The sequence below is a fragment of the Streptomyces sp. So13.3 genome (genome assembly GCF_005860785.2).
Classification (GTDB): Bacteria; Actinomycetota; Actinomycetes; order Streptomycetales; family Streptomycetaceae; genus Actinacidiphila; species Actinacidiphila fildesensis.
The window spans coordinates 4,214,789-4,237,431 of sequence record NZ_CP048835.1 but is presented as its reverse complement, the minus strand read 5'-3'; the positions used below and the strand labels follow the sequence as shown (position 1 = coordinate 4,237,431).

General features: G+C 71.1%; 21 protein-coding genes. 17 read left to right on the top strand and 4 right to left on the bottom strand.

Going from position 1 to position 22,643, the window contains the following annotated elements:
* The first annotated feature begins 10 nt into the window (after positions 1–10).
* The 4 genes from hutU to hutI are packed head-to-tail and all read left to right on the top strand — an operon-like array spanning position 11 to position 5,434.
* Positions 11–1,675 (top strand): urocanate hydratase, encoded by a 1,665-nt coding sequence (gene hutU, locus C8250_RS19020; RefSeq protein ID WP_138356112.1) that lies wholly within the window; start codon positions 11–13, stop codon positions 1,673–1,675.
* An 11-nt stretch (positions 1,676–1,686) separates the two neighbouring features.
* Entirely contained in the window at positions 1,687–2,877 is a 1,191-nt protein-coding gene (locus C8250_RS19015) for an allantoate amidohydrolase (RefSeq protein WP_138356142.1), read from the top strand.
* The gene (locus C8250_RS19010) at positions 2,868–4,205 is read left to right on the top strand and encodes a formimidoylglutamate deiminase (RefSeq protein WP_138356113.1); all 1,338 of its coding nucleotides are present in this window, start codon (positions 2,868–2,870) and stop codon (positions 4,203–4,205) included. The genes C8250_RS19015 and C8250_RS19010 overlap by 10 nt, the downstream gene beginning before the upstream one ends.
* 53 nt (positions 4,206–4,258) lie before the next feature.
* Complete coding sequence (hutI, locus tag C8250_RS19005; RefSeq protein ID WP_138356114.1) at positions 4,259–5,434, top strand: imidazolonepropionase; 1,176 nt, start codon at positions 4,259–4,261, stop codon at positions 5,432–5,434.
* Positions 5,435–5,458: 24 nt separating this feature from the next.
* Here the strand turns inward: hutI and C8250_RS19000 are convergent, their stop codons facing one another.
* Entirely contained in the window at positions 5,459–6,349 is an 891-nt protein-coding gene (locus C8250_RS19000) for an RNA polymerase sigma factor SigF (protein WP_138356115.1), read from the bottom strand.
* 291 nt (positions 6,350–6,640) lie between these two features.
* Here C8250_RS19000 and C8250_RS18995 point away from each other — a divergent pair, with 291 nt between their 5' ends.
* The 7 genes from C8250_RS18995 to C8250_RS18965 all read left to right on the top strand — a co-directional run bounded on the left by C8250_RS18995 (position 6,641) and on the right by C8250_RS18965 (position 13,673).
* Positions 6,641–7,009 (top strand): STAS domain-containing protein, encoded by a 369-nt coding sequence (locus C8250_RS18995; protein ID WP_138356116.1) that lies wholly within the window; start codon positions 6,641–6,643, stop codon positions 7,007–7,009.
* Between the two features lie 123 nt (positions 7,010–7,132).
* Complete coding sequence (locus C8250_RS18990) at positions 7,133–7,612, top strand: ATP-binding protein (protein ID WP_138356117.1); 480 nt, start codon at positions 7,133–7,135, stop codon at positions 7,610–7,612.
* A gap of 104 nt (positions 7,613–7,716) precedes the next feature.
* On the top strand, positions 7,717–8,418 hold the full coding sequence (locus C8250_RS18985; protein ID WP_232485698.1) for an LPXTG cell wall anchor domain-containing protein: 702 nt from the start codon (positions 7,717–7,719) through the stop codon (positions 8,416–8,418).
* A gap of 238 nt (positions 8,419–8,656) precedes the next feature.
* Complete coding sequence (locus tag C8250_RS18980; RefSeq protein WP_232485697.1) at positions 8,657–9,964, top strand: beta-xylosidase; 1,308 nt, start codon at positions 8,657–8,659, stop codon at positions 9,962–9,964.
* A gap of 39 nt (positions 9,965–10,003) precedes the next feature.
* On the top strand, positions 10,004–11,083 hold the full coding sequence (locus C8250_RS18975; RefSeq protein WP_187144898.1) for a DUF916 domain-containing protein: 1,080 nt from the start codon (positions 10,004–10,006) through the stop codon (positions 11,081–11,083).
* A gap of 5 nt (positions 11,084–11,088) precedes the next feature.
* Entirely contained in the window at positions 11,089–12,279 is a 1,191-nt protein-coding gene (locus tag C8250_RS18970) for a hypothetical protein (protein WP_232485710.1), read from the top strand.
* Entirely contained in the window at positions 12,276–13,673 is a 1,398-nt protein-coding gene (locus C8250_RS18965) for a hypothetical protein (RefSeq protein WP_138356119.1), read from the top strand. The genes C8250_RS18970 and C8250_RS18965 overlap by 4 nt, the downstream gene beginning before the upstream one ends.
* An 80-nt stretch (positions 13,674–13,753) precedes the next feature.
* Here C8250_RS18965 and C8250_RS18960 read toward each other — a convergent pair whose 3' ends face one another.
* Positions 13,754–15,283, bottom strand: a complete 1,530-nt coding sequence (locus C8250_RS18960; protein ID WP_138356120.1) for an oligopeptide:H+ symporter — start codon at positions 15,281–15,283, stop codon at positions 13,754–13,756.
* A 344-nt stretch (positions 15,284–15,627) separates the two neighbouring features.
* Between C8250_RS18960 and C8250_RS18955 the strand changes: the two genes are divergently transcribed.
* Together C8250_RS18955 and C8250_RS18950 are read left to right on the top strand one after the other, a co-directional pair.
* On the top strand, positions 15,628–16,302 hold the full coding sequence (locus C8250_RS18955) for a response regulator transcription factor (RefSeq protein ID WP_138356121.1): 675 nt from the start codon (positions 15,628–15,630) through the stop codon (positions 16,300–16,302).
* A gap of 23 nt (positions 16,303–16,325) precedes the next feature.
* Entirely contained in the window at positions 16,326–17,612 is a 1,287-nt protein-coding gene (locus C8250_RS18950; RefSeq protein WP_138356122.1) for an ATP-binding protein, read from the top strand.
* Between the two features lie 10 nt (positions 17,613–17,622).
* On the opposite strand, the gene C8250_RS18945 is transcribed toward C8250_RS18950, so the two are convergent.
* Complete coding sequence (locus tag C8250_RS18945) at positions 17,623–18,144, bottom strand: GtrA family protein (protein ID WP_138356123.1); 522 nt, start codon at positions 18,142–18,144, stop codon at positions 17,623–17,625.
* A 160-nt stretch (positions 18,145–18,304) separates the two neighbouring features.
* Here C8250_RS18945 and C8250_RS18940 point away from each other — a divergent pair, with 160 nt between their 5' ends.
* Genes C8250_RS18940 through C8250_RS18930 form a run of 3 tightly spaced genes read left to right on the top strand, consistent with a single transcriptional unit; the run spans position 18,305 to position 21,214 of the window.
* Positions 18,305–19,444, top strand: coding sequence for a 5-(carboxyamino)imidazole ribonucleotide synthase (locus tag C8250_RS18940; protein ID WP_138356124.1), 1,140 nt, complete (start codon positions 18,305–18,307; stop codon positions 19,442–19,444).
* On the top strand, positions 19,441–20,016 hold the full coding sequence (gene purE / locus C8250_RS18935; protein WP_138356125.1) for a 5-(carboxyamino)imidazole ribonucleotide mutase: 576 nt from the start codon (positions 19,441–19,443) through the stop codon (positions 20,014–20,016). The genes C8250_RS18940 and purE overlap by 4 nt, the downstream gene beginning before the upstream one ends.
* 13 nt (positions 20,017–20,029) lie before the next feature.
* On the top strand, positions 20,030–21,214 hold the full coding sequence (locus C8250_RS18930) for a dipeptidase (RefSeq protein ID WP_138356126.1): 1,185 nt from the start codon (positions 20,030–20,032) through the stop codon (positions 21,212–21,214).
* A 245-nt stretch (positions 21,215–21,459) separates the two neighbouring features.
* Here the strand turns inward: C8250_RS18930 and C8250_RS18925 are convergent, their stop codons facing one another.
* On the bottom strand, positions 21,460–21,822 hold the full coding sequence (locus tag C8250_RS18925; protein ID WP_138356127.1) for a VOC family protein: 363 nt from the start codon (positions 21,820–21,822) through the stop codon (positions 21,460–21,462).
* 91 nt (positions 21,823–21,913) lie between these two features.
* Between C8250_RS18925 and C8250_RS18920 the strand changes: the two genes are divergently transcribed.
* Positions 21,914–22,471 carry a CGNR zinc finger domain-containing protein gene (locus C8250_RS18920; RefSeq protein ID WP_138356128.1) on the top strand — a complete coding sequence of 186 codons (558 nt, stop codon included), beginning with the start codon at positions 21,914–21,916 and terminating at the stop codon, positions 22,469–22,471.
* The last annotated feature ends 172 nt before the right edge of the window (positions 22,472–22,643 follow it).

Sequence of the window (22,643 nt, the reverse complement as noted above, 5' to 3'; positions counted from 1 at the left end):
GGCCGGGCCGATGTCGGGACCGAGGATCGTGCGGGCGCCGCGCGGTACGGAACTGAGCACTCAGGGTTGGCAGCAGGAAGCCGCGCTGCGGATGCTCCAGAACAACCTCGACCCGGAGGTCGCCGAGCACCCCGAGAAGCTGGTCGTCTACGGAGGCACCGGGAAGGCCGCGCGCGACTGGCGGTCGTTCGACGCCATGATCCGCACCCTGCAGACGCTGAAGCAGGACGAGACGATGCTCGTCCAGTCCGGCCGTCCCGTCGGCGTGATGCAGACGCACGAGTGGGCGCCGCGGGTGCTCATCGCCAACTCCAACCTGGTCGGCGACTGGGCCAACTGGGAGGAGTTCCGCCGCCTGGAGGCGCTGGGCCTGACCATGTACGGCCAGATGACGGCCGGCTCGTGGATCTACATCGGTACCCAGGGCATCCTGCAGGGCACCTACGAGACGTTCGCCGCGGTCGCCGCCAAGAAGTTCGGCGGCACGCTGGCCGGGACCATCACGCTGACCGCCGGGCTCGGCGGCATGGGCGGCGCGCAGCCGCTGGCCGTCACCATGAACGGTGGCGTCGTGATCTGTATCGACGTGGACCCGCGCGCGATCTCGCGCCGTATCGAGCACCGCTACCTGGACGTCAGGGCCGACTCCCTGGCGCACGCGATGCAGCTCGCCACCGAGGCCCGCGACAAGCGCGAGCCGCTGTCGATCGGGCTGCTGGGCAACGCCGCCGAGCTGCTGCCGCAGATGCTCGCCGAGGGCGCGCCCATCGACATCGTCACCGACCAGACCTCCGCGCACGACCCGCTGGCCTATCTGCCGGTCGGCATCGCGTTCGACGAGATGGCCACGTACGCGGCCGAGAAGCCCGCCGACTTCACGCTGCGGGCCCGTGAGTCGATGGCCCGGCACGTCGAGGCGATGGTCGGCTTCATGGACGCCGGCGCCGAGGTCTTCGACTACGGCAACTCGATCCGCGGTGAGGCACAGCTCGCCGGGTACGACCGGGCGTTCGACTTCCCCGGGTTCGTGCCCGCCTACATCCGGCCGCTGTTCTGCGAGGGCAAGGGCCCGTTCCGCTGGGCGGCACTGTCCGGCGAGGCGTCCGACATCCACAAGACGGACAAGGCGATCCTCGAGCTGTTCCCCGAGAACGAGTCGCTGCACCGCTGGATCAAGCTGGCGCAGGACAAGGTCCACTTCCAGGGCCTGCCCGCCCGGATCTGCTGGCTCGGCTACGGCGAGCGCGACAAGGCGGGCGAGCGCTTCAACGACATGGTCGCCAGCGGTGAGCTGGCCGCGCCTGTCGTCATCGGCCGCGACCACCTGGACTGCGGCTCGGTGGCCTCGCCGTACCGCGAGACCGAGGCGATGCTCGACGGCTCCGACGCCATCGCCGACTGGCCGCTCCTCAACGCCATGGTCAACGTCGCCTCCGGCGCCTCCTGGGTCTCCATCCACCACGGTGGCGGCGTCGGCATGGGCCGTTCCCTGCACGCGGGACAGGTCACGGTCGCGGACGGCACCGAGCTCGCGGGCGAGAAGATCCGCCGGGTGCTGACGAACGACCCGGGCATGGGCGTCATCCGGCACGTCGACGCGGGCTACGACCGCGCCGACGAGATCGCCGACGAGCGCGGTGTGCGGATCCCGATGCGCGAGGGCGACTCCGAGTGAGTTTCCACAGCATGTGGACGGAGCTGCTGCCGATCGGCCGCAGCTCCGTCTCCGGGGGATACCGCCGCTACGCCTGGAGCGGCGCCGACCTGGACTGCCGGGCGTGGTTCCGGGCGCAGGCGGAAGGCCGCGGCCTGACGTACGAGGTCGACCGCAACGGCAACCAGTGGGCCTGGCTGGGCGACCCGGCCGCCGGTGACGCCGTCGTCACCGGCTCGCACCTGGACTCCGTACCGGACGGCGGCGCCTTCGACGGGCCGCTGGGCGTCGTCTCGTCCTTCGCGGCGCTCGACGAACTGCGCGAGCGCGGTGCGGCGTTCGGCAAGCCGCTGGCCATCGTCAACTTCGGTGACGAGGAGGGCGCCCGGTTCGGGCTCGCCTGCGTCGGATCGCGGCTGGCCGCCGGGCAGCTCACCAAGGACAAGGCGTACGCACTGCGCGACGCGGACGGCGTCAGCCTGCCGCAGGCCATGGAGCAGGCCGGTTACGACCCGGCCGGCATCGGCCCGGACCCGGAGCGGCTCGCCCGCATCGGCGCGTTCGTGGAACTCCACGTCGAGCAGGGCCGGGCGCTGGACCTGAGCGGTGACGCCGTCGGCATCGCGTCCGCGATCTGGCCGCACGGCCGCTGGCGGTTCGACTTCCACGGCGAGGCCAACCACGCGGGCACCACCCGCCTGGAGGACCGCCGCGACCCGATGCTCAACTACGCCGACACGGTGCTGGCCGCCCGCCGGGAGGCCCAGGCCGCCGGGGCGCTGGCCACCTTCGGCAAGGTGAGCGTCGAGCCCAACGGCGTCAACGCCATCGCCTCGCTGGTGCGCGGTTGGCTCGACTCCCGGGCCGCCGACCAGGAGACGCTGGACCGGGTGGTGGCCGGGATCGAGGCCGCCGCGGCCGAGCGGGGGGCCCGCGACGGCATCGACGTCCGCGTCACCCGTGAGTCGTTCACCTCGGTCGTCGAGTTCGAGCACGCGCTGCGCGACGAGGTCGCGAAGCTGCTCGGCGGCGTCGTCCCGGTGCTGCCGACCGGCGCGGGACACGACGCCGGGATCCTGTCGGCGAGTGCCCCGACCGCCATGCTGTTCGTACGCAACCCCACCGGCGTCTCGCACTCACCCGCCGAGACCGCCGCCGAGGACGACTGCCTCGCCGGGGTGACCGCGCTCGCCGACGTACTGGAAGGTCTCGCGTGCAGCTGACGTACTGGACGGAACACGCCTGGCTCAACGGGGTCGTCGAGCCGGGCGTGGCGATCGACACGGCCGGTGGCCGCATCACCGGCGTCAGGACCGGGGTCGACACGCCACCTCCCGGTGCCGTCGCGCTGCGCGGATTCACCCTGCCGGGACTGGCCAACGCGCACTCGCACGCCTTCCACCGGGCGCTGCGCGGCACCGTCCAGGTCGGGTCCGGCACCTTCTGGACCTGGCGCGAGATCATGTACTCGATCGCGGCGGAGCTCGACCCCGACACCTACTACGCGCTCGCGCGGGCGGTGTACGCGGAGATGGCGCTGGCCGGCATCACCTGCGTCGGTGAGTTCCACTATCTGCACCACGGTCCCGGCGGCACACCGTACGACGACCCCAACGCCATGGGCGAGGCCCTGATCGCCGCCGCGGGCGAGGCGGGCATCCGGATCACGCTGCTGGACACCGCTTACTTCTCGTCCGGATTCGGCGCGCCCCCCGACCGGCACCAGGTGCGGTTCGCCGACGCGGGCCCCGACGCCTGGGCGGAGCGCGCCGACGCCCTCAAGGACCGCGACCACGTCCGGATCGGCGCGGCGATCCACTCGGTGCGCGCCGTGCCGCCGGCCGGGATCGCCAGGGCGGCGGAGTGGGCGGCGGCGCGGCAGGCCCCGCTGCACGTCCATCTGTCGGAGCAGCCGGCCGAGAACGAGGCCTGTCTGAAGGCCCACGGCCGCACACCGACACGGCTGCTCGCGGACCACGGGGCGCTGGGCCCCCGGACCTCCGCCGTGCACGCCACGCACCTCACCGGTGCGGACATCCGGCTGCTCGGCGACAGCGGCACGGTCGTCTGCATGTGCCCCACCACCGAACGCGACCTCGCCGACGGCATCGGCCCGGCGCGCGAGGTCCAGCTCGCCGGCAGCCCGCTGTCGCTCGGCAGCGACAGTCACGCCGTCATCGACCTGCTCGAAGAAGCCCGCGCCATGGAACTCGACGAGCGGCTGCGCACCCGCACCCGCGGGCACTGGACCGCGGCCCAACTGCTGCGGGCCGCCACCGCGGACGGCCATGCCTCGCTCGGCTGGGCGGACGCCGGTCAGCTGGAGACGGGCGCGCTCGCCGACTTCACCACCGTCGCCCTGGACTCGGTCCGCACCGCCGGCACGCTGCCGCGCCTCGCCGCGGAGACGGCCGTTTACGCCGCGACGGCCACGGACGTACGGCACACCGTGGTGGGCGGGCGGCACATCGTCCGGGACGGTGTCCACCAGCTGGTGCCGGACGTGCCGGCCGCGATGGGCGCGGCCGTCGCCCGTCTGCGCCGTTCCTGATTTCTCCCCCAGCTACCGCTGGGAGGTGCCCCCAGACCCACGGAGATCGCGCGATGCCCACGACCCTCATCACCAACATCGGCAGCCTGGTCACCAACGACCCGTCCCTCGGCACCGGGCCGCTCGGGCTGGTCGCGGACGCGGCGGTGGTCATGGCCGACGGCCTGATCGCCTGGGTCGGCCCGGCGGAGCGGGCGCCCGGCGCCGACGAGGTGTACGACGCGGGGGGCCGGGCGGCGCTGCCCGGATTCGTCGACTCGCACTCGCATCTGGTGTTCGGCGGTGACCGCACCCAGGAGTTCAACGCCCGGATGTCCGGCACGCCGTACACCGCCGGCGGCATCAGGACCACGGTCGCCGCGACCCGCGCCGCCAGTGACGCCGAGCTGGACGCCAACGTGGCCCGCTATGTGGCCGAGGCGCGGCGGCAGGGCACCACGACCATCGAGACGAAGTCCGGCTACGGGCTGACCCCGGAGGACGAGGCCCGCAGTCTGCGCATCGCCGCCGCGCACACCCCGGAGACCACCTACCTGGGCGCGCACATCGTCGCGCCGGAGTACGCGGACGACCCGGCCGGCTACGTCGACCTGGTCACCGGGCCGATGCTGGAGGCCTGCGCGCCGCACGCCCGCTGGGTGGACGTGTTCTGCGAGAAGGGGGCGTTCGACGGCGACCAGGCGCGGGCGGTCCTCACCGCGGGCGCCCGGGCCGGACTGATCCCGCGGGTGCACGCGAACCAGCTGACCTACGGGCCCGGCGTGCAGCTGGCGGTCGAGCTGGGGGCGGCGTCCGCCGACCACTGCACGCATCTGACGGACGCGGACGTCGACGCGCTCGCGTCCAGCGGTGGTGTGACCGTCGCGACGCTGCTGCCCGGCGCCGAGTTCTCCACCCGCGCCACCTACCCCGACGCCCGCCGGCTGATCGACGCGGGCGCGGTGGTGGCGCTGTCCACGGACTGCAATCCGGGGTCGAGCTTCACCAGCTCGATGCCGTTCTGCATCGCCGTCGCCGTACGGGACATGCGGATGACGCCCGACGAGGCGGTCGCGGCCGCGACGCTCGGTGGCGCGCGGGCGCTGCGCAGGGACGACGTCGGAAGGATCACGGCGGGGGCGCGAGCTGATCTGATGCTGCTCGACGCCCCCAGCCATGTACATCTGGCCTACCGGCCCGGTGTGCCGCTGGTCAGCCGGGTGTGGCAGGGCGGGGTCCGCGCCGCCTGACCCGTGGCCGGGCGGCGCTCACCGTCACTCCTCGACGAGCAGCCCGCGCCGCAGGCGCGCCAGTGTCCGGGAGAGCAGGCGCGAGACGTGCATCTGTGAGATGCCGAGCTCCTCGCCGATCTCCGACTGGGTGAGGTTGCCGGTGAAGCGCAGCGAGAGGATCTTGCGGTCACGCGCCGGGAGCTCGGCGATCAGCGGCTTCAGGGACTCGATGTACTCGATGCCTTCGAGGTCGTGGTCCTCGTAGCCGATGCGGTCGGTCAGCGCGCCCTCGGAGTCGTCCTCGTCGGGCTGGGCGTCGAGCGAGCTCGCGGTGTACGCGTTGCTCGCGGCCATGCCCTCGATGACCTCTTCCGCGGTGATCCGCAGCCGGGCGGCCAGCTCGGCCACGTTCGGCGAGCGGTCCAGCTGCTGGGCCAGCTCGTCGCCGGCCTTGGCCAGGTCGAGCCGTAGCTCCTGCAGCCGGCGGGGGACCCGTACCGACCAGCTGGTGTCACGGAAGAAGCGCTTGATCTCGCCGATGATCGTCGGCATCGCGAAGGTGGGGAACTCCACACCGCGGCTGAGCTCGAAGCGGTCGATCGCCTTGATCAGGCCGATCATGCCGACCTGGATGATGTCCTCCATCGGCTCGCTGCGGGTGCGGAACCGGGAAGCCGCGAACTTCACCAGGGCGAGATTGAGTTCCACGAGCGTGTTGCGCACGTAGGAGTATGCGTACGTGCCCTCGTCCAGCGTCTCGAGGCGCAGGAACAGTGTCTTGGACAGGGCGCGTGCGTCGACCGGACCCACCGTCTCGAACGGGGGTATCTCGGGGAGGCCCTCCAGCCCCTCCGGCTCTTCCAGGTCTTCCTGCTCAGAGCCAACGGACGGGCTGGTCGTCGTCGCGGTGATCGCGTCAGGCCGGGGTGTCATGCTCTCCTCCCTCGGTTACGGCATCAGGCTGCCGGTGCCATGCCGCTAATACGGTGTGCTGCGCCTCCGAGGCGGCCGGGTTTCGATAGGTGTTGTTCAAGCCCTACCCCGTTTCACGCTGGTGGCGCAACTTCCGGCCGACTGTCCTCACGGGCGATTAGCGGGCCGCGGAGGGGGCAGGCGGGAGGCATCCGAGGGGCGTCCACCGGCAGCTGAGGGGTAGCTTCCACGTGATTCGGGATGCGCGTAGGGTTCGGAGTGCGCATGACCCAAGATTCCAGAGGAGCGCACATGGACCGCGGGATGGTCGGTACGGCCGGCCGGGACCGGTTGCACGTGGACGTGCGACAGCACGGCACGTACGCCGTTGTCACGCCTGCGGGCGAGCTCGACCACCACACGGCGGAGCTGCTCAGCGAGCCGCTCGAAGCGTGTGTCGCCGCGGGCTGCACCAAGCTCGTGGTGGACTGCTCCCAGCTGGATTTCTGTGATTCCACCGGATTGAACGTCCTGCTGGGCGCCCGGCTGAAGGCGGAGGCGGCCGGTGGGAAGGTCCATCTGGCGGGTATGCTGCCGGTGGTCGCTCGTGTGTTCGAGATCACGGGTGCCGAAGCCGTGTTCACCGTCCACGCAACCCTGGACGAGGCATTGCAGGAGTGACGGAAGCATCGCCGGTGGCGATCTCCCACTCCACCCTGTTTGGTAGAGCTCCCGAGGTGTCCCCGGGAATTCGTCGGGCAGGAGACTCCTGAAACTGTCGGACATCGGTGAGGTGAGGCGCTGATGAGCACCACTCGGCCCCACGCGGCGGACGACCGCGGTTCGGACCCGGGCGACATTGTCGTGCCCGAGGCCGGATCCGCGCGGGTTCTGCGGCTCCTGGGTGAGAGTGCCATCGTCCCGCGCGCCCGCGACTTCACTCGCGAGGCGCTGCAGGCCTGGGGCTGGCTGCCCGCCTCCTCCCCGGAGCGCCGGGCCGCGGCCGAGGATGTGCTCCTCGTCGTCTCGGAACTGGTCACCAACGCGTGTCTGCACGCGGACGGCCCCGATGAGCTGCGGCTGATCCACAGTCCCAAGGTGCTGCGACTCGAGGTCGCCGACAGCGGGGCCGGTGAGCCGGTGCCGCGCGTTCCGCACCGGGCGGGCCGGCCCGGCGGGCACGGCATGTTCATCGTGCAGCGGCTCTGCACGGACTGGGGCGTCGCCCGGCATGCCGGGCAGCCGGGCAAAACGGTCTGGGCCGAACTCGCAGCTCCCGCCTGATTTCCCCCTCTGCACCTCCCTTCCCTCTCCAAGATCACGGGCGTACTGTCGGCCGCCGAATCTGATGTGCCGTCAGTAACTTGTGGCGGAAGGGAGAAGAGCCGATGAAACACGTCATGAACAGCGTCCTCAGCAGAGCGGCCGCCCGCGGTGGAGTGCTGGCCCTCGCGACGGCGACCGCGGCGGGTGCGGCGCTGTTGGTCGCCCCGGCCGCACACGCCGAAACCGTGGACGTCGCCTACAGCTGTCAGTCGCCGATCGGGAAGAAGGACGCGGTGTCGCCCATCGACATCACGAGCGTCCCGTCCGGCTCCGGCTACAAACTCACGATGAGCTTCAAGAAGGGTGTCTCCTCCAGCCCGATCGAACTCGGCAAGGGGGCGATGAACCCGAGCGCGACGATCAAGGTCGGCGGTGCGGACCCCGGTTCGGTGTCGGTGGTCGGCGCCGCGAACGACGCGGCGATCCCCGCCAACACCCCCATCAAGATCAATGACCTGACGGGCACCTACACGCCCAAGAAGTCGGGCAAGGTCACCTTCACGGCCGGCGTGCTCACCATCAAGGCCCTCGGCACGGTCACGACCTGCAACGCCACCAACAGCCCCAAGCCCTCGCTGTCGCTGGACGTCAAGGCGGCGGGTGGTGGCGGCGACAGCGGTGCCACGGCCCCGCCGGACACCACGCTGCCGCAGACCGGTCCTGCCGACAGCGCCGTGGCACTGGGCACCTTCGGCGGCACGGTACTGCTCGCCGGGGTCGCCGGCGTGCTCTGGCTCACCCGCCGGGCTGCCGGCACCCGCTGATCCGGGCCCGTGGCACCGACTCGGGCGTCGGTGCCGCGGCCCGGCATGTCCGCTGTCGCAACTGCCCTGACCAGTAAGGACGTTGTATCTGACGGGCAGTCAAATCTGGTCGTCCGGCTCCATTGACTTCTTTCGGCCGTCCCGTCTCAATGTCCAGCGTCGGCGCAGAGGAAAAGGGACGCTGCGCCCGGACCGTGATCAAGGGGACAAGATGATCGCTCACGCGCGAAGATCCGTCATGCGCGGACGGAGACTGGCCGCCGTGCTCGGGGCCGCCGCACTCATGGTGGGGGGCGGCGCGGTGCTCGCGGCGCCCGCCCAGGCGGCGACGGCCGTGGACTTCCAGACGCACTGCATTCCGCCCGCCGTGGCCGGGCTGCCGCCCATCGACGGCGTGTCCAACGCGACCGTGTCGGTCGCGCCCGCGAACCCGAAGGTCGGTGACACGGTCACCGTCACCTACACCCTCACCAAGGCGGCCGCGAGCAACCCGACCGACATCGCGCTGCCCGCCGATGTCGTCACGCCCCGCGCCAGCGTCGTGCTCGGCGGTGTCCAGACCGGCGCCGTCGCCGTGACCGGCCCCAAGAGCAACCCGCCGATCCCGGGCAAGGGCTCCTTCCCGCCGCTGGTCATGACCGGCACCTTCGTGGTCACCGCTCCCGGCGCCATCACCCTGTCGCCCGGTGACTACACCATCCACACCAGCTACATCCTGGAGCTGGACACCGTCTGCACGGTCACCAACGGCCCCGCGCCGGTCTCCGAGACCGTCACCGCGAGCCCGGCGACCACCCCCAACCCGCGCACCCTGGCGCTGGGCTCGTCCCAGGGCGACCCGGGCACCGCGGTCGCCGTCACCGGCGGCCACTTCACCGCGGGCGCGACCGTCACGGTCCTGGCCATCGCCGGGTCCAACCCGACCGCGGACATGGCCTCCGCGACCGCCGACGCGCAGGGCGGCTTCACCGCCTCGCTCGTCGTCAACGACCTCGCGACCACCGGCATCGTGGCCTTCGAGGGCGCGAGCTACGACCCGGCGACCGCCGCGGGCCCGGTCGCGTACAAGGTCAACGACAACACGCCGATCCCGCCGGGGAGCCAGAAGCTGAACGCCTCGGTCACCGCCGGGACGCTCTCCATGACCCAGGCCGGCGACACCGTGGAGATGACCCCGGTGAACTTCGGCGACGGCGGCGCTTCGACCGGCGCACTGCAGACGGTCACCGTCAAGGACTTCCGCGGCGGCGCCGCGGGCTGGTCCCTGACCGGTGCGGTCACCGACTTCAAGGGCCCGGGAGGCGCCGTCATCGGTGCCGACAAGCTCAGCTGGACCCCGTCCTGCACCGCGAAGGCGGGCAGCCTCAGTGTCTGCGCGGCGGGTTCGCCCGGCGCCGTGGGCACGGCCGGCGCCACGCTGGCCACCACGTCCAACGGCACCGTGACCGGTGGTGAGTTCACCGCCGACGCGGGCCTGTCGCTGAACGTCCCGGCCTACTCCGGCCCAGGAACCTATTCCGGAGTCTTGACCCTGACCCTGACCTGACGCACAGTCAGTTAACTCGGACCGAGGGAGATGCCAGACATGTCGAGGGCCAAGGCGTGCGCAGTGCTGCTGACGGTCGCCGCGTTGCTCGGCATCGGTCTCGGTCCCGCGGCAGGACCGGCCGGCGCCGCGGACAACGGGCGCTGGTCGGTCTTCCCCGCCCCGGCGGGCGGGGCCAAGGACAAGACGAGTACCAGCCAGGAACGACAGTTCTTCACCCTGGAGGCGGGACCGGGGACCACCGTCAAGGACAAGGTCTCGGTCTCCAACCTCTCCGACGCGCCGATGCAGTTCAGGATCTACGGCGCCGACGCGTACAACACCCCGCGCGACGGCGGCTTCGCCGTGCGCGGCCCCGAGGAGACCAACAAGGACATCGGCACCTGGGTGAAGCTCGCCCAGGGCAGCCTCACCGTCCCGCCCAGGACCCGCGCCGACATCCCGTTCACCCTCACCATCCCCGACACCGCCACCCCCGGCGACCACCCCGGCGCGATCGTCGCCCTCAACACCGAGACCGACAAGAGCAAGGGGAGCGTCGCGGTCGGCGTCCGGCGGGCCGTCGGCGCCCGGATCTACCTCCGGGTGAGCGGCCCCAGCCTCCCCGCGCTCTCCGTGGAGAACGTCCGGGTCGACCACGGCCAGCCCTGGCTGCCCGGCACCGGCAGGAGCAACGCCACCATCCACTACACCCTGGTCAACCGGGGCAACGTCTCGCTGCTGCCGCGCCTGCGGGTCAAGGCCACCGGGCTGTTCGGCAACACCCTGCTGGACCGGCGGGCCAAGGGGCTGCCGCTGGAACTCCTGCCGGGACAGCAGGTCGAACTGGCCGAGAAGTGGGCCGGGTCGCCGCAGTTCGACCGGGTGAGCGTGAAACTCACCGTCACCACCGACCGGGGCGAACTCAACGAGACGGCCGGCGTCTCGTTCTTCGCCGTCCCCTGGCTCGCCGCCGGGGTACTGCTCGCCGGACTGGCGCTGCTGGCCGCCTGGTTCGTCGTCAGGCGCCGCAGGAACCGTCCGCCGCGGCCGGTGGAGGAGGACCCCGATCCCGATGCGGGGACGGCAGGGACAGCGGTCGGCGTGACGAGCGTGGGAAGCAGGGGCGGACAGGCGTGAGCACGATGCACAGGGAACTACTCCGGGCGACGGCGGCCGCCGTGCTCGCCGCGGCGCTGCTCGTGCTGTCCGCACTCACCGCGCAGCCGTCGGACGCGGCGGCCCCATTGGCGGTCCGCAACCCGGCGGCGGTCCAGGCGCCCGCCGCCGACGAGAAACCCGCGGTGGCGCTCTCGCCGCAGCAGGCCAAGCCCGGTACGGAGATCACCGTCACCGGCCGGGGCTGGAAGCCGACCACGCTGCTCACCCTCCTGGTCTGCGGGCAGAACGCGATCGGCGGCACCAACTCCTGCTCCAACGAGTCCGGCCGCGCGGTCACCACCGACGCCAAGGGCGGCTTCACCCAGAAGCTGCCAGCCGCCGCACCGCCCAAGCCCTGCCCCTGCGTCGTGCACGTCGCGACGGTGATGGGCGACTCCGTCACCGTCGACGCGCCGTTCGTCGTCACCGGGCATCCGGTCGCCGAGCTGCCGCAGACGTCCGGTGCCGGGCGGCTCGCGGTGCTCACCGCCAGGCTGCAGGGCGGCGGCGGACTGCTCACCTGGTTCGGCTCCCCGCCGCAGCGCCAACTGGTCTTCACCGTCGGCAATCTCGGCTCGGGACCGGTGAAGAACCCGGTGTTCCAGGTCGGGGTCTCGCACGGTGTCTTCGCCCCGCAGTGGGAGGAGCAGCAGTGGAGCGGCAGCGTGGCGCCGGGGATGAAACAGCAGATCAAGCTGCCCGTCGAGCTGACCTCGGGGGCGCACGGCGACTACCGGGTACAGCTCAAGTACGGCGACAAGGTGCTCGTCACCGAGCCGTGGGACGTCGGCCGGCCCTGGGGCGTCACGCTCTTCTGGATCCTGCTCTGCGTCGTCGTGCCGGCCGCGGTCTTCCGGATCGGGATGGCCGTCGTGGACAAGGCACGGCCGCGGCTGCCCGGCACGATCTACGCCTCCGGCCGCCGCCGTAAGGCCCCTTGGCGGCCCGCCGCGCTGCTCCACCTGCCGCCGCCCCGCCGTTCCGCGCCGTCCCAGCCGGCCAAGCCGGCGCCCAACGGCGTGCGCCCGCCGGGCTCCCAGGCCCCGGACGACACGGGCACGCTGCCCTGGTTCAGCCAGGGCACCCTGCCGGCGCCGCCCCCGGCCGACGGGCGGCAGCCCCCACCGACTTCCGCACCGAGTACCGAACGTCCATCTTCGAAGGGAAGCACGTGACGAATCGACTATCGCGACCGCGGAGGAGCAGGGCCGCCACCGCGGTCGGTGTCGCGCTCATGCTCGGCGGCGGCTCGGTGCTGCTGATCGCGGCACCCGCGCAGGCCGCCGAGTCCTCTTTCGCGACCAAGTGCATACCGCCGAAGATCGCCAACCTGCCCGACATCAACGGGACGACCAAGGCGGACATCACCGCGCCGGCGACCGCCAAGGTCGGCGACACGATCGACGTGACGTGGAAGACGGTGCAGGCCGCGTCGCAGAACCCGGGTGTCGCGGATCTGCCCGCCAACTCGGTGCTGCCCACCGGCAAGGTCACGATCGGCGGCGCGCAGACCGGGTCGCTGGACGTCGCAGGGACCCGGACCAATCCGGCGATCCCGAAGAACAGCCCCATGGTGCTGTCCGACATGAAGGGCAAGCTGAAGCTGACCGCCGCCGGTGACGTCACGCTCTCGCCCGGCGCGTACAACATCAACGCGAACTACATCATGTCGACCGACACCGCCTGCGCGCCGACCGGCACCGTTCCGGTCGCGGTCACGATCAAGGTGACGGGCGGCGGCACGACGACGTCCGGCGGTACGACGTCGGGCGGCACGACATCCGGTGGCACGACCACTTCGGGCACCACGGGTAGCACGACCACGTCCGGCGGCACCACTGGAGGCACCACCTCGGGCGGCACCACTGGAGGCACCACCACCGGTGGTACGACCGCCGGCGGTACGACGTCCGGTGGTCCGCCGGAAGGCGGTGGTGAGCCCAACGGCACCGTGCACAAGGGCACACCGGTCTCCGTGACCTTCGACTGCGGGTCGTTCGGCAAGCCGACCGGCCAGGTGGCCATCGACGCCACCAAGAGCAGCGCGGGTTACAACCTCTCCGTGCGGTTCATCGGTTCGGTCATGAAGACCCCCGCGCCGCTCCCCAAGGGCTTCATCACCGCGACCATGGCCGTCAAGGTGGCGGGCGCGGACAGCGGCACGGTCCAGGTCAAGGCGCCGCCCAACACCAAGGCGTTCGCCCAGAACGACCCGGTCACCCTCGATCCCCTCACCGGCGTCTACTCGCCGGGCAGGACCGGGCAGGTCACGCTGCACCCGGGCGCCCTGGCCGTCCAGCTCGCGCAGGGCGGCACTCCCGTCGCGACCTGCACGCCGACGAAGGCCGTCGACGCCTCGCTGACCCTCGACATCAAGGAGAAGGGCAGCGGCACCGGCGGTACCAACGGCAGCGCCGCCAACAGCGCGACCACCACCAGCGGCGGTCTCGCCCAGACCGGCGCCGACAACAACGGCTCGCTGCGCGCCCTCGGACTCGTCGCGGGCACCGTCCTGCTCCTCGGCGGCGCCGTCTTCACGTTCACCCCGTGGCGCAGGCTGCGCCACTGACCGCACCACCTGACCCCATGACGAAGCCCCGGCGACCGTACGGTCACCGGGGCTTCGTCACGCGTGCACGGGAAGGGACGTCAGCGGACGTCACCCATCAACGCGACGACCTTCTTGCGGTACATCCACACGGCGAAGCCGGCGAGGATGGCGAGGGCCGCTTCGAGGCCCACCATGCCGGTGCCGTTCAGATCCACACCCGCGATGGACAGCAGGCTGGTGGTGCAGTCGCCCGCGGTGACCGCGAGGAACCAGACACCCATCATCTGGCTGCCGTACTTGGCGGGGGCCATCTTCGTGGTGACCGAGAGGCCGACCGGCGAGAGACAGAGCTCACCGATGGTCTGGATCATGTAGATCGTGACGAGCCACATCGGGCTGACCTTCGTACCGTCCGAGGCCAGGCCCATCGGGACGACGAAGACGACGAACGAGGCCCCGATCAGGAACAGGCCCATGGCGAACTTCACCGTGGTGCTCGGTTCGCGGTTCTTCTTCGACAGCCAGATCCAGCCCCAGGCGATGACCGGGGCCAGCGCCATCACGAACAGCGGGTTCACGGACTGGAACCACGAGGACGGGAAGTCGATCCCGAACATCGAGCCCTGCGTCTTCGTCTCGCCGAAGATCGACATCGTCGATCCGCCCTGGTCGTAGATCATCCAGAACACGGCGGCGGCGACGAAGAACCAGATGTAGCCGCTCATCTTGGACTGCTCGGCGGCCGACAGCTCCTTGTCCTTCTTTATCCGGACCAGGACGCCGACCGGGATGACCAGGCCGATCACCGTGATCGGCACCAGCGCCCAGTTGAGCGTGTAGTGCCCGGTGAGAACGACCACACCGTAGAAGACCGAGGCGGCGATCAGCCACAGCAGGCCCTTGCGCAGGGTGGTGTTGCGCTCCTCGACCGACAGCGGCTTCGGGACGACGCTGCTGCGCTCGCTCAGGTGGCGGGTGCCGAGCAGGAACTGGACCAGGCCGAGGGCCATACCGACGGCGGCGAGGGCGAAGCCCAGGTGCCAGCTGTAGTTCTGGCCGACGGTGCCGATGATGAGCGGGGCGGCGAAGGCACCGATGTTGATGCCCATGTAGAAGACGGTGAAGCCGCCGTCACGACGCGGGTCGTTCGGCCCGTCGTAGAGGTGGCCGACCATCGTCGAGATGTTCGCCTTGAGCAGGCCGGAACCGAGCGCGACCAGTGCCAGGCCGACGAAGAACATCGCCTGGCCGGGGACGGCGAGCGTCAGGTGGCCGGCCATGATGATGCCCGCCGCGATGGCGACCGTCTTGCGCGGCCCCCAGACCCGGTCGCCGAACCAGCCGCCGGGCATGGCGAGCAGGTACACCATCGCCATGTAGATGGAGTAGATGGCCACGGCCGTGGCCGCCGTCATCGCGAGGCCGCCGCCCTGGGAGCCCTTCTCGGCGCCGGGGCCGCCGGCGATCAGATAGAGCGGGAGGAGGGCCTTCATGCCGTAGAAGCTGAACCGCTCCCACATCTCGGTCATGAAGAGAGTGGCCAGGCCGCGGGGGTGGCCGAAGAAGGTCTTGCCGCCCGGAGCAGGGGTCCCCTGCGGGGCGGCGTCCTTCGTCAGGCTGGACGCCATGGTCGATCCTTGTTCGCTCGGGACGCGCGACGGAACAGACCGCGCGCCCGGTGGGGGTGGCCGGCACCGACGCGCTATGGGGGCGCGCCGGGATCCACGCCCGCCGCGCGGTGCGCGCTGCGGACCCGGCCGTCAGGTCAATCACTCACTGCTGGTTTGTACCAGCCCCGTCACAGAAGAGGCCTTCGGCGCAGGTTGTGCGCGGAAGGACCCTGGGTGCTGCTACGGGCGATTCATTACTTTATGGCAGCCCAACACGTGGTATAGGGCGTCTTGAGACCTACCTCACAGGGCTCTTGGCACCGCTACCTCGGCCCCTGCCCACGCGGACTACCATCAAGCCCATGACCCGCGTACTTCTTGCCGAGGACGACGCATCCATCTCGGAACCGCTCGCGCGCGCCCTGCGCCGCGAGGGCTACGAGGTCGAAGTGCGTGAGGACGGGCCCACCGCGCTCGAAGCCGCCCTGTTGGGCGCCGTCGATCTGGTGGTGCTCGACCTGGGGCTGCCCGGTATGGACGGCCTCGACGTATGCCGCAGGATCCGTACCGAGGGACACACCTTCCCGGTGCTGGTGCTCACCGCCCGTGCCGACGAGGTCGACACGGTGGTCGGCCTGGACGCCGGTGCCGACGACTACGTCACCAAGCCGTTCCGGCTCGCCGAACTGCTGGCGCGGGTCCGGGCGCTGCTGCGCCGCGGCACCACCGACGCGCCGCAGCCCTCCACCCACGGAGTGCGGATCGACGTCGAGTCGCACCGCGCCTGGATGGGCGACGACGAGCTGCAGCTCACCGCGAAGGAGTTCGACCTCCTGCGGGTCCTGGTGCGCGACGCGGGCCGGGTCGTCACCCGCGAGCAGCTGATGCGCGAGGTGTGGGACACCACATGGTGGTCGTCGACCAAGACGCTCGACATGCACATCTCCTGGCTGCGCAAGAAGCTCGGCGACGACGCGACCGCGCCCCGGTACATCTCCACCGTGCGCGGTGTGGGGTTCCGGTTCGAGAAGAACTAGCCGAAGGCTGACACCCTTCACCCATGCGCCGCCGACTGATCTCCTCCACGCTCGCTGTCGTCCTCGTCGTCATCGCGGTCTTCGGGCTCTCGCTCGTCATCGTCGAGACCCGCACGATCGAGAGCAGCGCGCAGGAGAGCGTCGACTCCGAGGCGGTCCGGCTGGCGGGCAGCGTCGACAGCCGCCGGGCCAGCGGGGAGAAGGTCGACACCGGCTCGCTGGCGCAGCAGGTGGCCGCCGACCGGTTCGCGGTGGTCCGGATCCCGGGCAGCGCGCCCATCGAGATCGGGACCCGGCCCTCGGGCCGGGTGATCACCTCGACCCAGACCGGCGACGACGGCGCGAGCGTGGTCGTCGAGGAGTCCCGTTCCAAGATCAGCCAGGAGATCGGCAGGACCCTGCTGGTCATCCTGGCCGTGGCGCTGCTCGCGGTGCTGGCGGCCGTGATCCTCGCGGTGCGGCAGGCCCGCCGGCTCGGCAGCCCGCTGACCGACCTCGCCGAGACCGCCGAGCGGCTCGGCTCCGGCGACCCGCGGCCGCGGCACCGCCGCTACGGGGTGCCGGAGCTGGACCGGATCGCCGACGTCCTGGACGCGAGCGCGGAGCGGATCGGCCGGATGCTGACCGCCGAGCGGCGGCTCGCCGCCGACGCCTCGCACCAGCTGCGGACGCCCCTGACGGCGCTCTCGATGCGGCTGGAGGAGATCGTGGCCACCGCGGACGACGAGGACGCCGTCAAGGAGGAGGCGACGATCGCGCTGGGCCAGGTCGAGCGGCTCACCGATGTGGTGCAGCGGCTGCTGACCAACGCCCGCGACCCGCGGTCCGGCTCGGCGGTCGACTTCGACCTCGACGACGTGATCAAGCAGCAGATGGAGGAGTGGCGCCCGGCCTCGCAGAGCGAGGGGCGCACCATCATCCGCTCCGGCACCCAGGGCCTGCGGGCCGTCGGCACCCCCGGGGCGGTCTCCCAGGTGCTGGCCACCCTGATCGAGAACTCGCTCATGCACGGCGCCGGCACGGTCGGCCTGCACACCCGGGTGACCGGCAACCAGGCCGTCGTGGAGGTCACGGACGACGGGCCGGGCGTACCGCCGGACCTGGGCGCCCGGGTCTTCGAGCGGACGGTCAGCGGCCGCAACTCCACCGGACTGGGGCTGGCCGTGGCCCGTGACCTGGCCGAGGCGGACGGCGGGCGGCTGGAGCTGCTCCAGCAGCGGCCGCCGGTCTTCGCGCTCTTCCTGGCCCAGGAGGATCCGTCGGGGCAGCCGCGGAAGCCCCGAGGGGACGCCGGCTCGTCACCCGCGTAGGCCGGGGGACCTACTGCGTGGTGCGGCTGTGCGGCGCGGAATCGGTGTCCGCCTCCGCCGAGGCGAGGATCGACTCCGCCTGCTCCGCCACCTCGCGGGCCGGCAGCGCCTTGAAGACCCAGGTCCGGTAGGACCAGAAGCGGAAGAGGGTGGCCACGCCGATGCCGGCGAACTTGAAGATGTTGCTCTGCAGCGAGCTGTCCCAGCCGAACCCGTACGTCGCCACGTAGAGCACGCCGTTCTCGATGACCAGGCCGACGGCGCTGAAGCCCAGGAAGAGGCCCAGCTCCTTCGAGCGGCTGCTCCGGTCGCGGTCACGGTAGGTGAAGTACCGGAAGCCGATGTAGTTGAAGAGAATCGATACGGCGGTGGCGATGATGCCCGCCCGTACCGTCTGCAGACCAGTGGTGTGCCGGACCAGGTTGAAGACCCCGAGGTTCACCAGGACGCCCGCGCCACCGACCGCACCGAACTTGGCGACCTCGCGGTACAGGGACCCCAAACGGGACTGCACGGTCTGGCGTCCGCTCATGATGATCCGCTCGGCCCTGTCTGTCGGTGTGACCCGCCCGGGGCCCGTGGTCTGGTCTCGTGGTCCAGTCGTACTGGCTCTTCATGCTAACCGCACGGGCCGAGGGCCTGCCCGTGGGTGGCGTCATTCGGGGGTCCGCCCGCCCGATATCCTGGGGAACGTGACATTCCCGGTAGTCGGCATGATCGGCGGCGGCCAGCTCGCCCGTATGACCCACGAAGCGGGCATCCCGCTCGGTATCAGGTTCAAACTCCTCAGCGACACCCCGCAGGACTCGGCGGCGCAGGTGGTGAGCGATGTCGTCATCGGCGACTACCGCGATCTGGAGACCCTCCGCGCCTTCGCGCAGGGCTGCGACGTGATCACGTTCGATCACGAACACGTCCCCACCGAGCATCTGCGCGTCCTGGAGGCGGACGGCATCGCCGTCCGCCCGGGACCCGACGCCCTGCAGCACGCCCACGACAAGGGCGTGATGCGGGCGAAGCTCAGCGAGATCGGGGTGCCGTGCCCGCGGCACCGGATCGTCACGGACCCGGCGGACGTCGCGCGGTTCGCCGCGGAGGGTGACGGCTTCCCGGTCGTCCTCAAGACCGTGGTCGGCGGGTACGACGGCAAGGGCGTGTGGGTCGTGCGTGACGAGGACGGGGCCGCGGACCCGTTCCTGGCCGGCGTCCCGGTGCTCGCGGAGGAGAAGGTCGACTTCGTACGGGAACTGGCGGCCAACGTCGTGCGCTCGCCGCACGGCCAGGCCGTCTCGTACCCGGTCGTGGAATCCGTGCAGGTCAACGGGGTGTGCGACACCGTCATCGCCCCGGCGCCCGACCTCAGCGCCGAGCTGTCCGCGCAGGCCCAGCAGCTCGCGCTGACCATTGCCGCCGAGCTGGGCGTCGTCGGACACCTCGCGGTCGAGCTGTTCGAGACCCGGGACGGCCGGATCCTGGTCAACGAACTGGCGATGCGCCCGCACAACAGCGGCCACTGGACCCAGGACGGCGCGATGACCTCCCAGTTCGCCAACCATGTGCGCGCGGTCCTGGACCTGCCGCTCGGCGACCCGCGCCCGCGCGCGAAGTGGACGGTCATGGCCAACGTCCTCGGCGGCGACTTCCCCGATATGTACTCCGCGTACCTGCACTGCATGGCCCGTGACCCGCAGCTCAAGATCCACATGTACGGCAAGGACGTGAAGCCGGGCCGCAAGGTCGGCCACGTCAACACCTACGGCGACGACCTGGCGGATGTGCGCGAGCGCGCCCGGCACGCGGCCGACTACCTGCGAGGAACGATCACCGAATGACCGCCCACCCGTCGCCCGGCCCCCACTCCTATGGGAGCGCTGACGCGCGCACCTCTCCTGTCATCGGCATCGTCATGGGCTCCGACTCCGACTGGCCCGTCATGGAAGCCGCCGCCCAGGCGCTGGACGAGTTCGAGATCCCGTACGAGGTCGACGTCGTCTCGGCACACCGGATGCCGCGCGAGATGATCGCGTACGGCGAGCAGGCCGACGGCCGCGGCCTCAAGGCGATCATCGCGGGCGCGGGCGGCGCCGCGCACCTCCCGGGCATGCTCGCCTCCGTCACCCCGCTGCCGGTCATCGGCGTGCCCGTACCGCTGAAGTACCTCGACGGCATGGACTCGCTGCTGTCCATCGTCCAGATGCCGGCCGGCGTCCCGGTCGCCACGGTGTCCGTCGCGGGCGCGCGTAACGCGGGCCTCCTCGCCGTCCGCATCCTCGCCGCCCACGACCCCGAACTCCTCGGCAGGATGCGGCACTTCCAGGAAGAGCTGAACGAACAGGCCACCGACAAGGGCAAGCGGCTGCGCGCCAAGGTCCAGGGTGCGGCAGGCTTCGGGTTCGGCAAGTAACCAAGGAGACCCGATGGACCTGATCGCCCGCGCCACGGAACTGCTCGCCGCCCACCCCGTCGTGGACGGGCACAACGACCTCCCGTGGGCGCTGCGCGAGCAGGTCCGCTACGACCTCGACCGGCTCGACATCGGCACCGACCAGAGCGCCTCGCTGCACACCGACATCCCCCGTCTGCGCGCCGGCGGCGTCGGCGCGCAGTTCTGGTCGGTCTACGTGCGCAGCGACCTGGCCGGCGACGACGCGGTCTCCGCGACCCTCGAACAGATCGACGTGGTGCGCCGGATGACCGAGCGCTACACCGACGACCTGCGGCTCGCGCTCACCGCCGACGACATGGAGACGGCGCGCGCCGAGGGCCGGATCGCCTCCCTCATGGGCGCCGAGGGCGGCCACAGCATCAACTGCTCGCTCGCCACCCTGCGCGCCCTGCACCAGCTCGGCGTCCGCTACATGACGCTCACCCACAACGACAATCTCCCGTGGGCGGACTCGGCGACCGACGAGCGTCGCGCGGGCGGCCTCACCGCCTTCGGTGAGGAGGTCGTCCGGGAGATGAACCGCTGCGGCATGCTCGTCGACCTGTCCCACGTCTCCGCCGACACCATGCGGGACGCACTGCGCGTCAGCGAAGCGCCGGTGATCTTCTCGCACTCGTCCGCGCGCGCCGTCTGCGACCACGTGCGCAACATCCCGGACGACGTCCTGGCCCTGCTGCCCGCCAACGGTGGCGTCGCCATGGCCACCTTCGTCCCGAAGTTCATCCTCACGGACGCGGTCGCCTGGACCCAGGCCGCCGACGAGAACATGCGGGCCAACGGTCTGCACCACCTCGACACCACGCCCGCGGGCATGGCCGTCCAGCGCGCCTACGAGGCGGCGAACCCGCGCCCCGTCGCCACACCGTCCACGGTCGCGGACCACCTCGACCACATGCGCGAGGTGGCCGGCGTCGACCACCTCGGCCTCGGCGGCGACTTCGACGGCACGGCCTTCACCCCGTCGGGCCTGGACGACGTCGCCGGCTACCCGAACCTCATCGCCGAACTCCTGGGCAGGGGCTGGTCGGACGAGGACCTGGCGAAGCTGACGTGGCGGAACGCGGTGCGGGTGTTGCGGGACGCGGAAGCGGTTGCCGTCGTGGCGCAGGCGAAGAGGGGTCCGTCGCTGGCGACGCTTGCTGAGCTGGACGGCTAGCGCCGGGTTGCAGGTTTGCACCGGCGTGCGGTGGGTCGGGGGCCGGGCCCTCCGGGGTGGGTTTCGAAATCGACTATTTACGGGCCTGGCGGCCCACAAATAGCTCGGCAGCATTTCGAAACCCATCCCTGCGGCCCCGGCCCCCTCACGTGCGCTGCCGTCTGCGGGGAGCGGGTGATGGCGCCCCTCACATCAGCCGGTCCCACACTCTTCCTGCTCCCTCCGTGAGCAGGTGGTGGGGATCGTCAGCAGACGCAGAGGCAGAAGGGGTGGCCGGCGGGGTCGGAGAAGACGCGCCAGTTGCGCTTGCCGTCGTGGTCGTCCTCGAGGAGCTTTGCGCCGAGGGCGAGTACGGCTTCCTGTGCCGCGTCCATGTTCTCCACGGCCACGTCGATGTGGAACTGCTGCGGCCGCTGAGGGTCGGGCCACTGCGGCTCCACCAGGTGCGGGGCGCGCTGGAACGAGAGTTTGACGCCGTCGGTGGCGCGCAGCACCACCCAGTCGTCGTCGGCCTCCTCCACATCACCGCCCAGCACGGCTGCGTAGAAGGCGGCGAGTGCCTTGGGGTCGGGACAGTCCAGCACCACGGAACCCAGCTTGCCGATCATGGAGTACACCTCTCTCGATGTCGTTACCGCTATGAGCGTTCAACCGGTAACCGTTACTTCATGATGGCCCAGTGGAGGTAACGTGGCAAGGGTGGAGCAGCCCGGAGAACGCGCCCCCGCTCCTGGACTCCTCCTTCTGGTCCAGGATCTGGCGAACACCGTCGACCTGGAGTCGGCCGAGGACCAACTGCGCGTTCCCGCCGACCTCGACGCCTGGGCGCGGCACCACGATCTGCCCGACCTGAGCTTCGGCCCGGCCGACCTCGATGACGTGCTCGCACTCCGCGAAGCGCTGCGTGATGCCTGCCAGGCCCACACGGGAACACGGCTACCGGATCCCGCGGCAGCGGAACTGGAACGACTACTGCGCGCCGCGCCGCTGCTGCTCGCGATCGACGCGGAGGGCGGGGCCGGCGTACGCCCCGCCGACGGTCTCACCGGCGCCGCCGCCCTCACCGCCCACATCGCGGCGGGCATAGCCACCGCCGTCGCCGACGGCACCTGGCCACGCCTCAAGGCATGCGCATCCCACAGCTGCCGCTGGGTCTACTACGACCGGAGTCCGGCAGGCCGCAGCCGCTGGTGCACGATGGCCATCTGCGGCAGCCGAGCCAAAATGCGCGCCTATCGGAGTCGTACAACTACCTAGCCCCCGCTTGAGCGCCCGGCTGCCGTCCGGGTCGATGCCGACCCGGTAGCCGTGCAGACCGCTGGTCCTGGTGCGGTCGCGCTCGTACACCGCCACGCTGCGGGGTCCGAGTCCCCCACAAGCGGCAGATCGCCTCTCTGCCTTGCGCTGGGGGCGTCCTCAACTCGCAGGT

Bases quoted from the DNA above. Each gene is read 5' to 3' on its own strand.
- hutU (WP_138356112.1), top strand. From the start codon at position 11: ATGTCGGGACCGAGGATCGTGCGGGCGCCGCGCGGTACGGAACTGAGC.
- C8250_RS19015 (WP_138356142.1), top strand. From the start codon at position 1,687: ATGTGGACGGAGCTGCTGCCGATCGGCCGCAGCTCCGTCTCCGGGGGA.
- hutI (WP_138356114.1), top strand. From the start codon at position 4,259: ATGCCCACGACCCTCATCACCAACATCGGCAGCCTGGTCACCAACGAC.
- C8250_RS19000 (WP_138356115.1), bottom strand. From the start codon at position 6,349: ATGACACCCCGGCCTGACGCGATCACCGCGACGACGACCAGCCCGTCC.
- C8250_RS18995 (WP_138356116.1), top strand. From the start codon at position 6,641: ATGGACCGCGGGATGGTCGGTACGGCCGGCCGGGACCGGTTGCACGTG.
- C8250_RS18990 (WP_138356117.1), top strand. From the start codon at position 7,133: ATGAGCACCACTCGGCCCCACGCGGCGGACGACCGCGGTTCGGACCCG.
- C8250_RS18985 (WP_232485698.1), top strand. From the start codon at position 7,717: ATGAAACACGTCATGAACAGCGTCCTCAGCAGAGCGGCCGCCCGCGGT.
- C8250_RS18980 (WP_232485697.1), top strand. From the start codon at position 8,657: ATGCGCGGACGGAGACTGGCCGCCGTGCTCGGGGCCGCCGCACTCATG.
- C8250_RS18975 (WP_187144898.1), top strand. From the start codon at position 10,004: ATGTCGAGGGCCAAGGCGTGCGCAGTGCTGCTGACGGTCGCCGCGTTG.
- C8250_RS18970 (WP_232485710.1), top strand. From the start codon at position 11,089: ATGCACAGGGAACTACTCCGGGCGACGGCGGCCGCCGTGCTCGCCGCG.
- C8250_RS18960 (WP_138356120.1), bottom strand. From the start codon at position 15,283: ATGGCGTCCAGCCTGACGAAGGACGCCGCCCCGCAGGGGACCCCTGCT.
- C8250_RS18955 (WP_138356121.1), top strand. From the start codon at position 15,628: ATGACCCGCGTACTTCTTGCCGAGGACGACGCATCCATCTCGGAACCG.
- C8250_RS18950 (WP_138356122.1), top strand. From the start codon at position 16,326: ATGCGCCGCCGACTGATCTCCTCCACGCTCGCTGTCGTCCTCGTCGTC.
- C8250_RS18945 (WP_138356123.1), bottom strand. From the start codon at position 18,144: ATGAGCGGACGCCAGACCGTGCAGTCCCGTTTGGGGTCCCTGTACCGC.
- purE (WP_138356125.1), top strand. From the start codon at position 19,441: ATGACCGCCCACCCGTCGCCCGGCCCCCACTCCTATGGGAGCGCTGAC.
- C8250_RS18930 (WP_138356126.1), top strand. From the start codon at position 20,030: ATGGACCTGATCGCCCGCGCCACGGAACTGCTCGCCGCCCACCCCGTC.
- C8250_RS18925 (WP_138356127.1), bottom strand. From the start codon at position 21,822: ATGATCGGCAAGCTGGGTTCCGTGGTGCTGGACTGTCCCGACCCCAAG.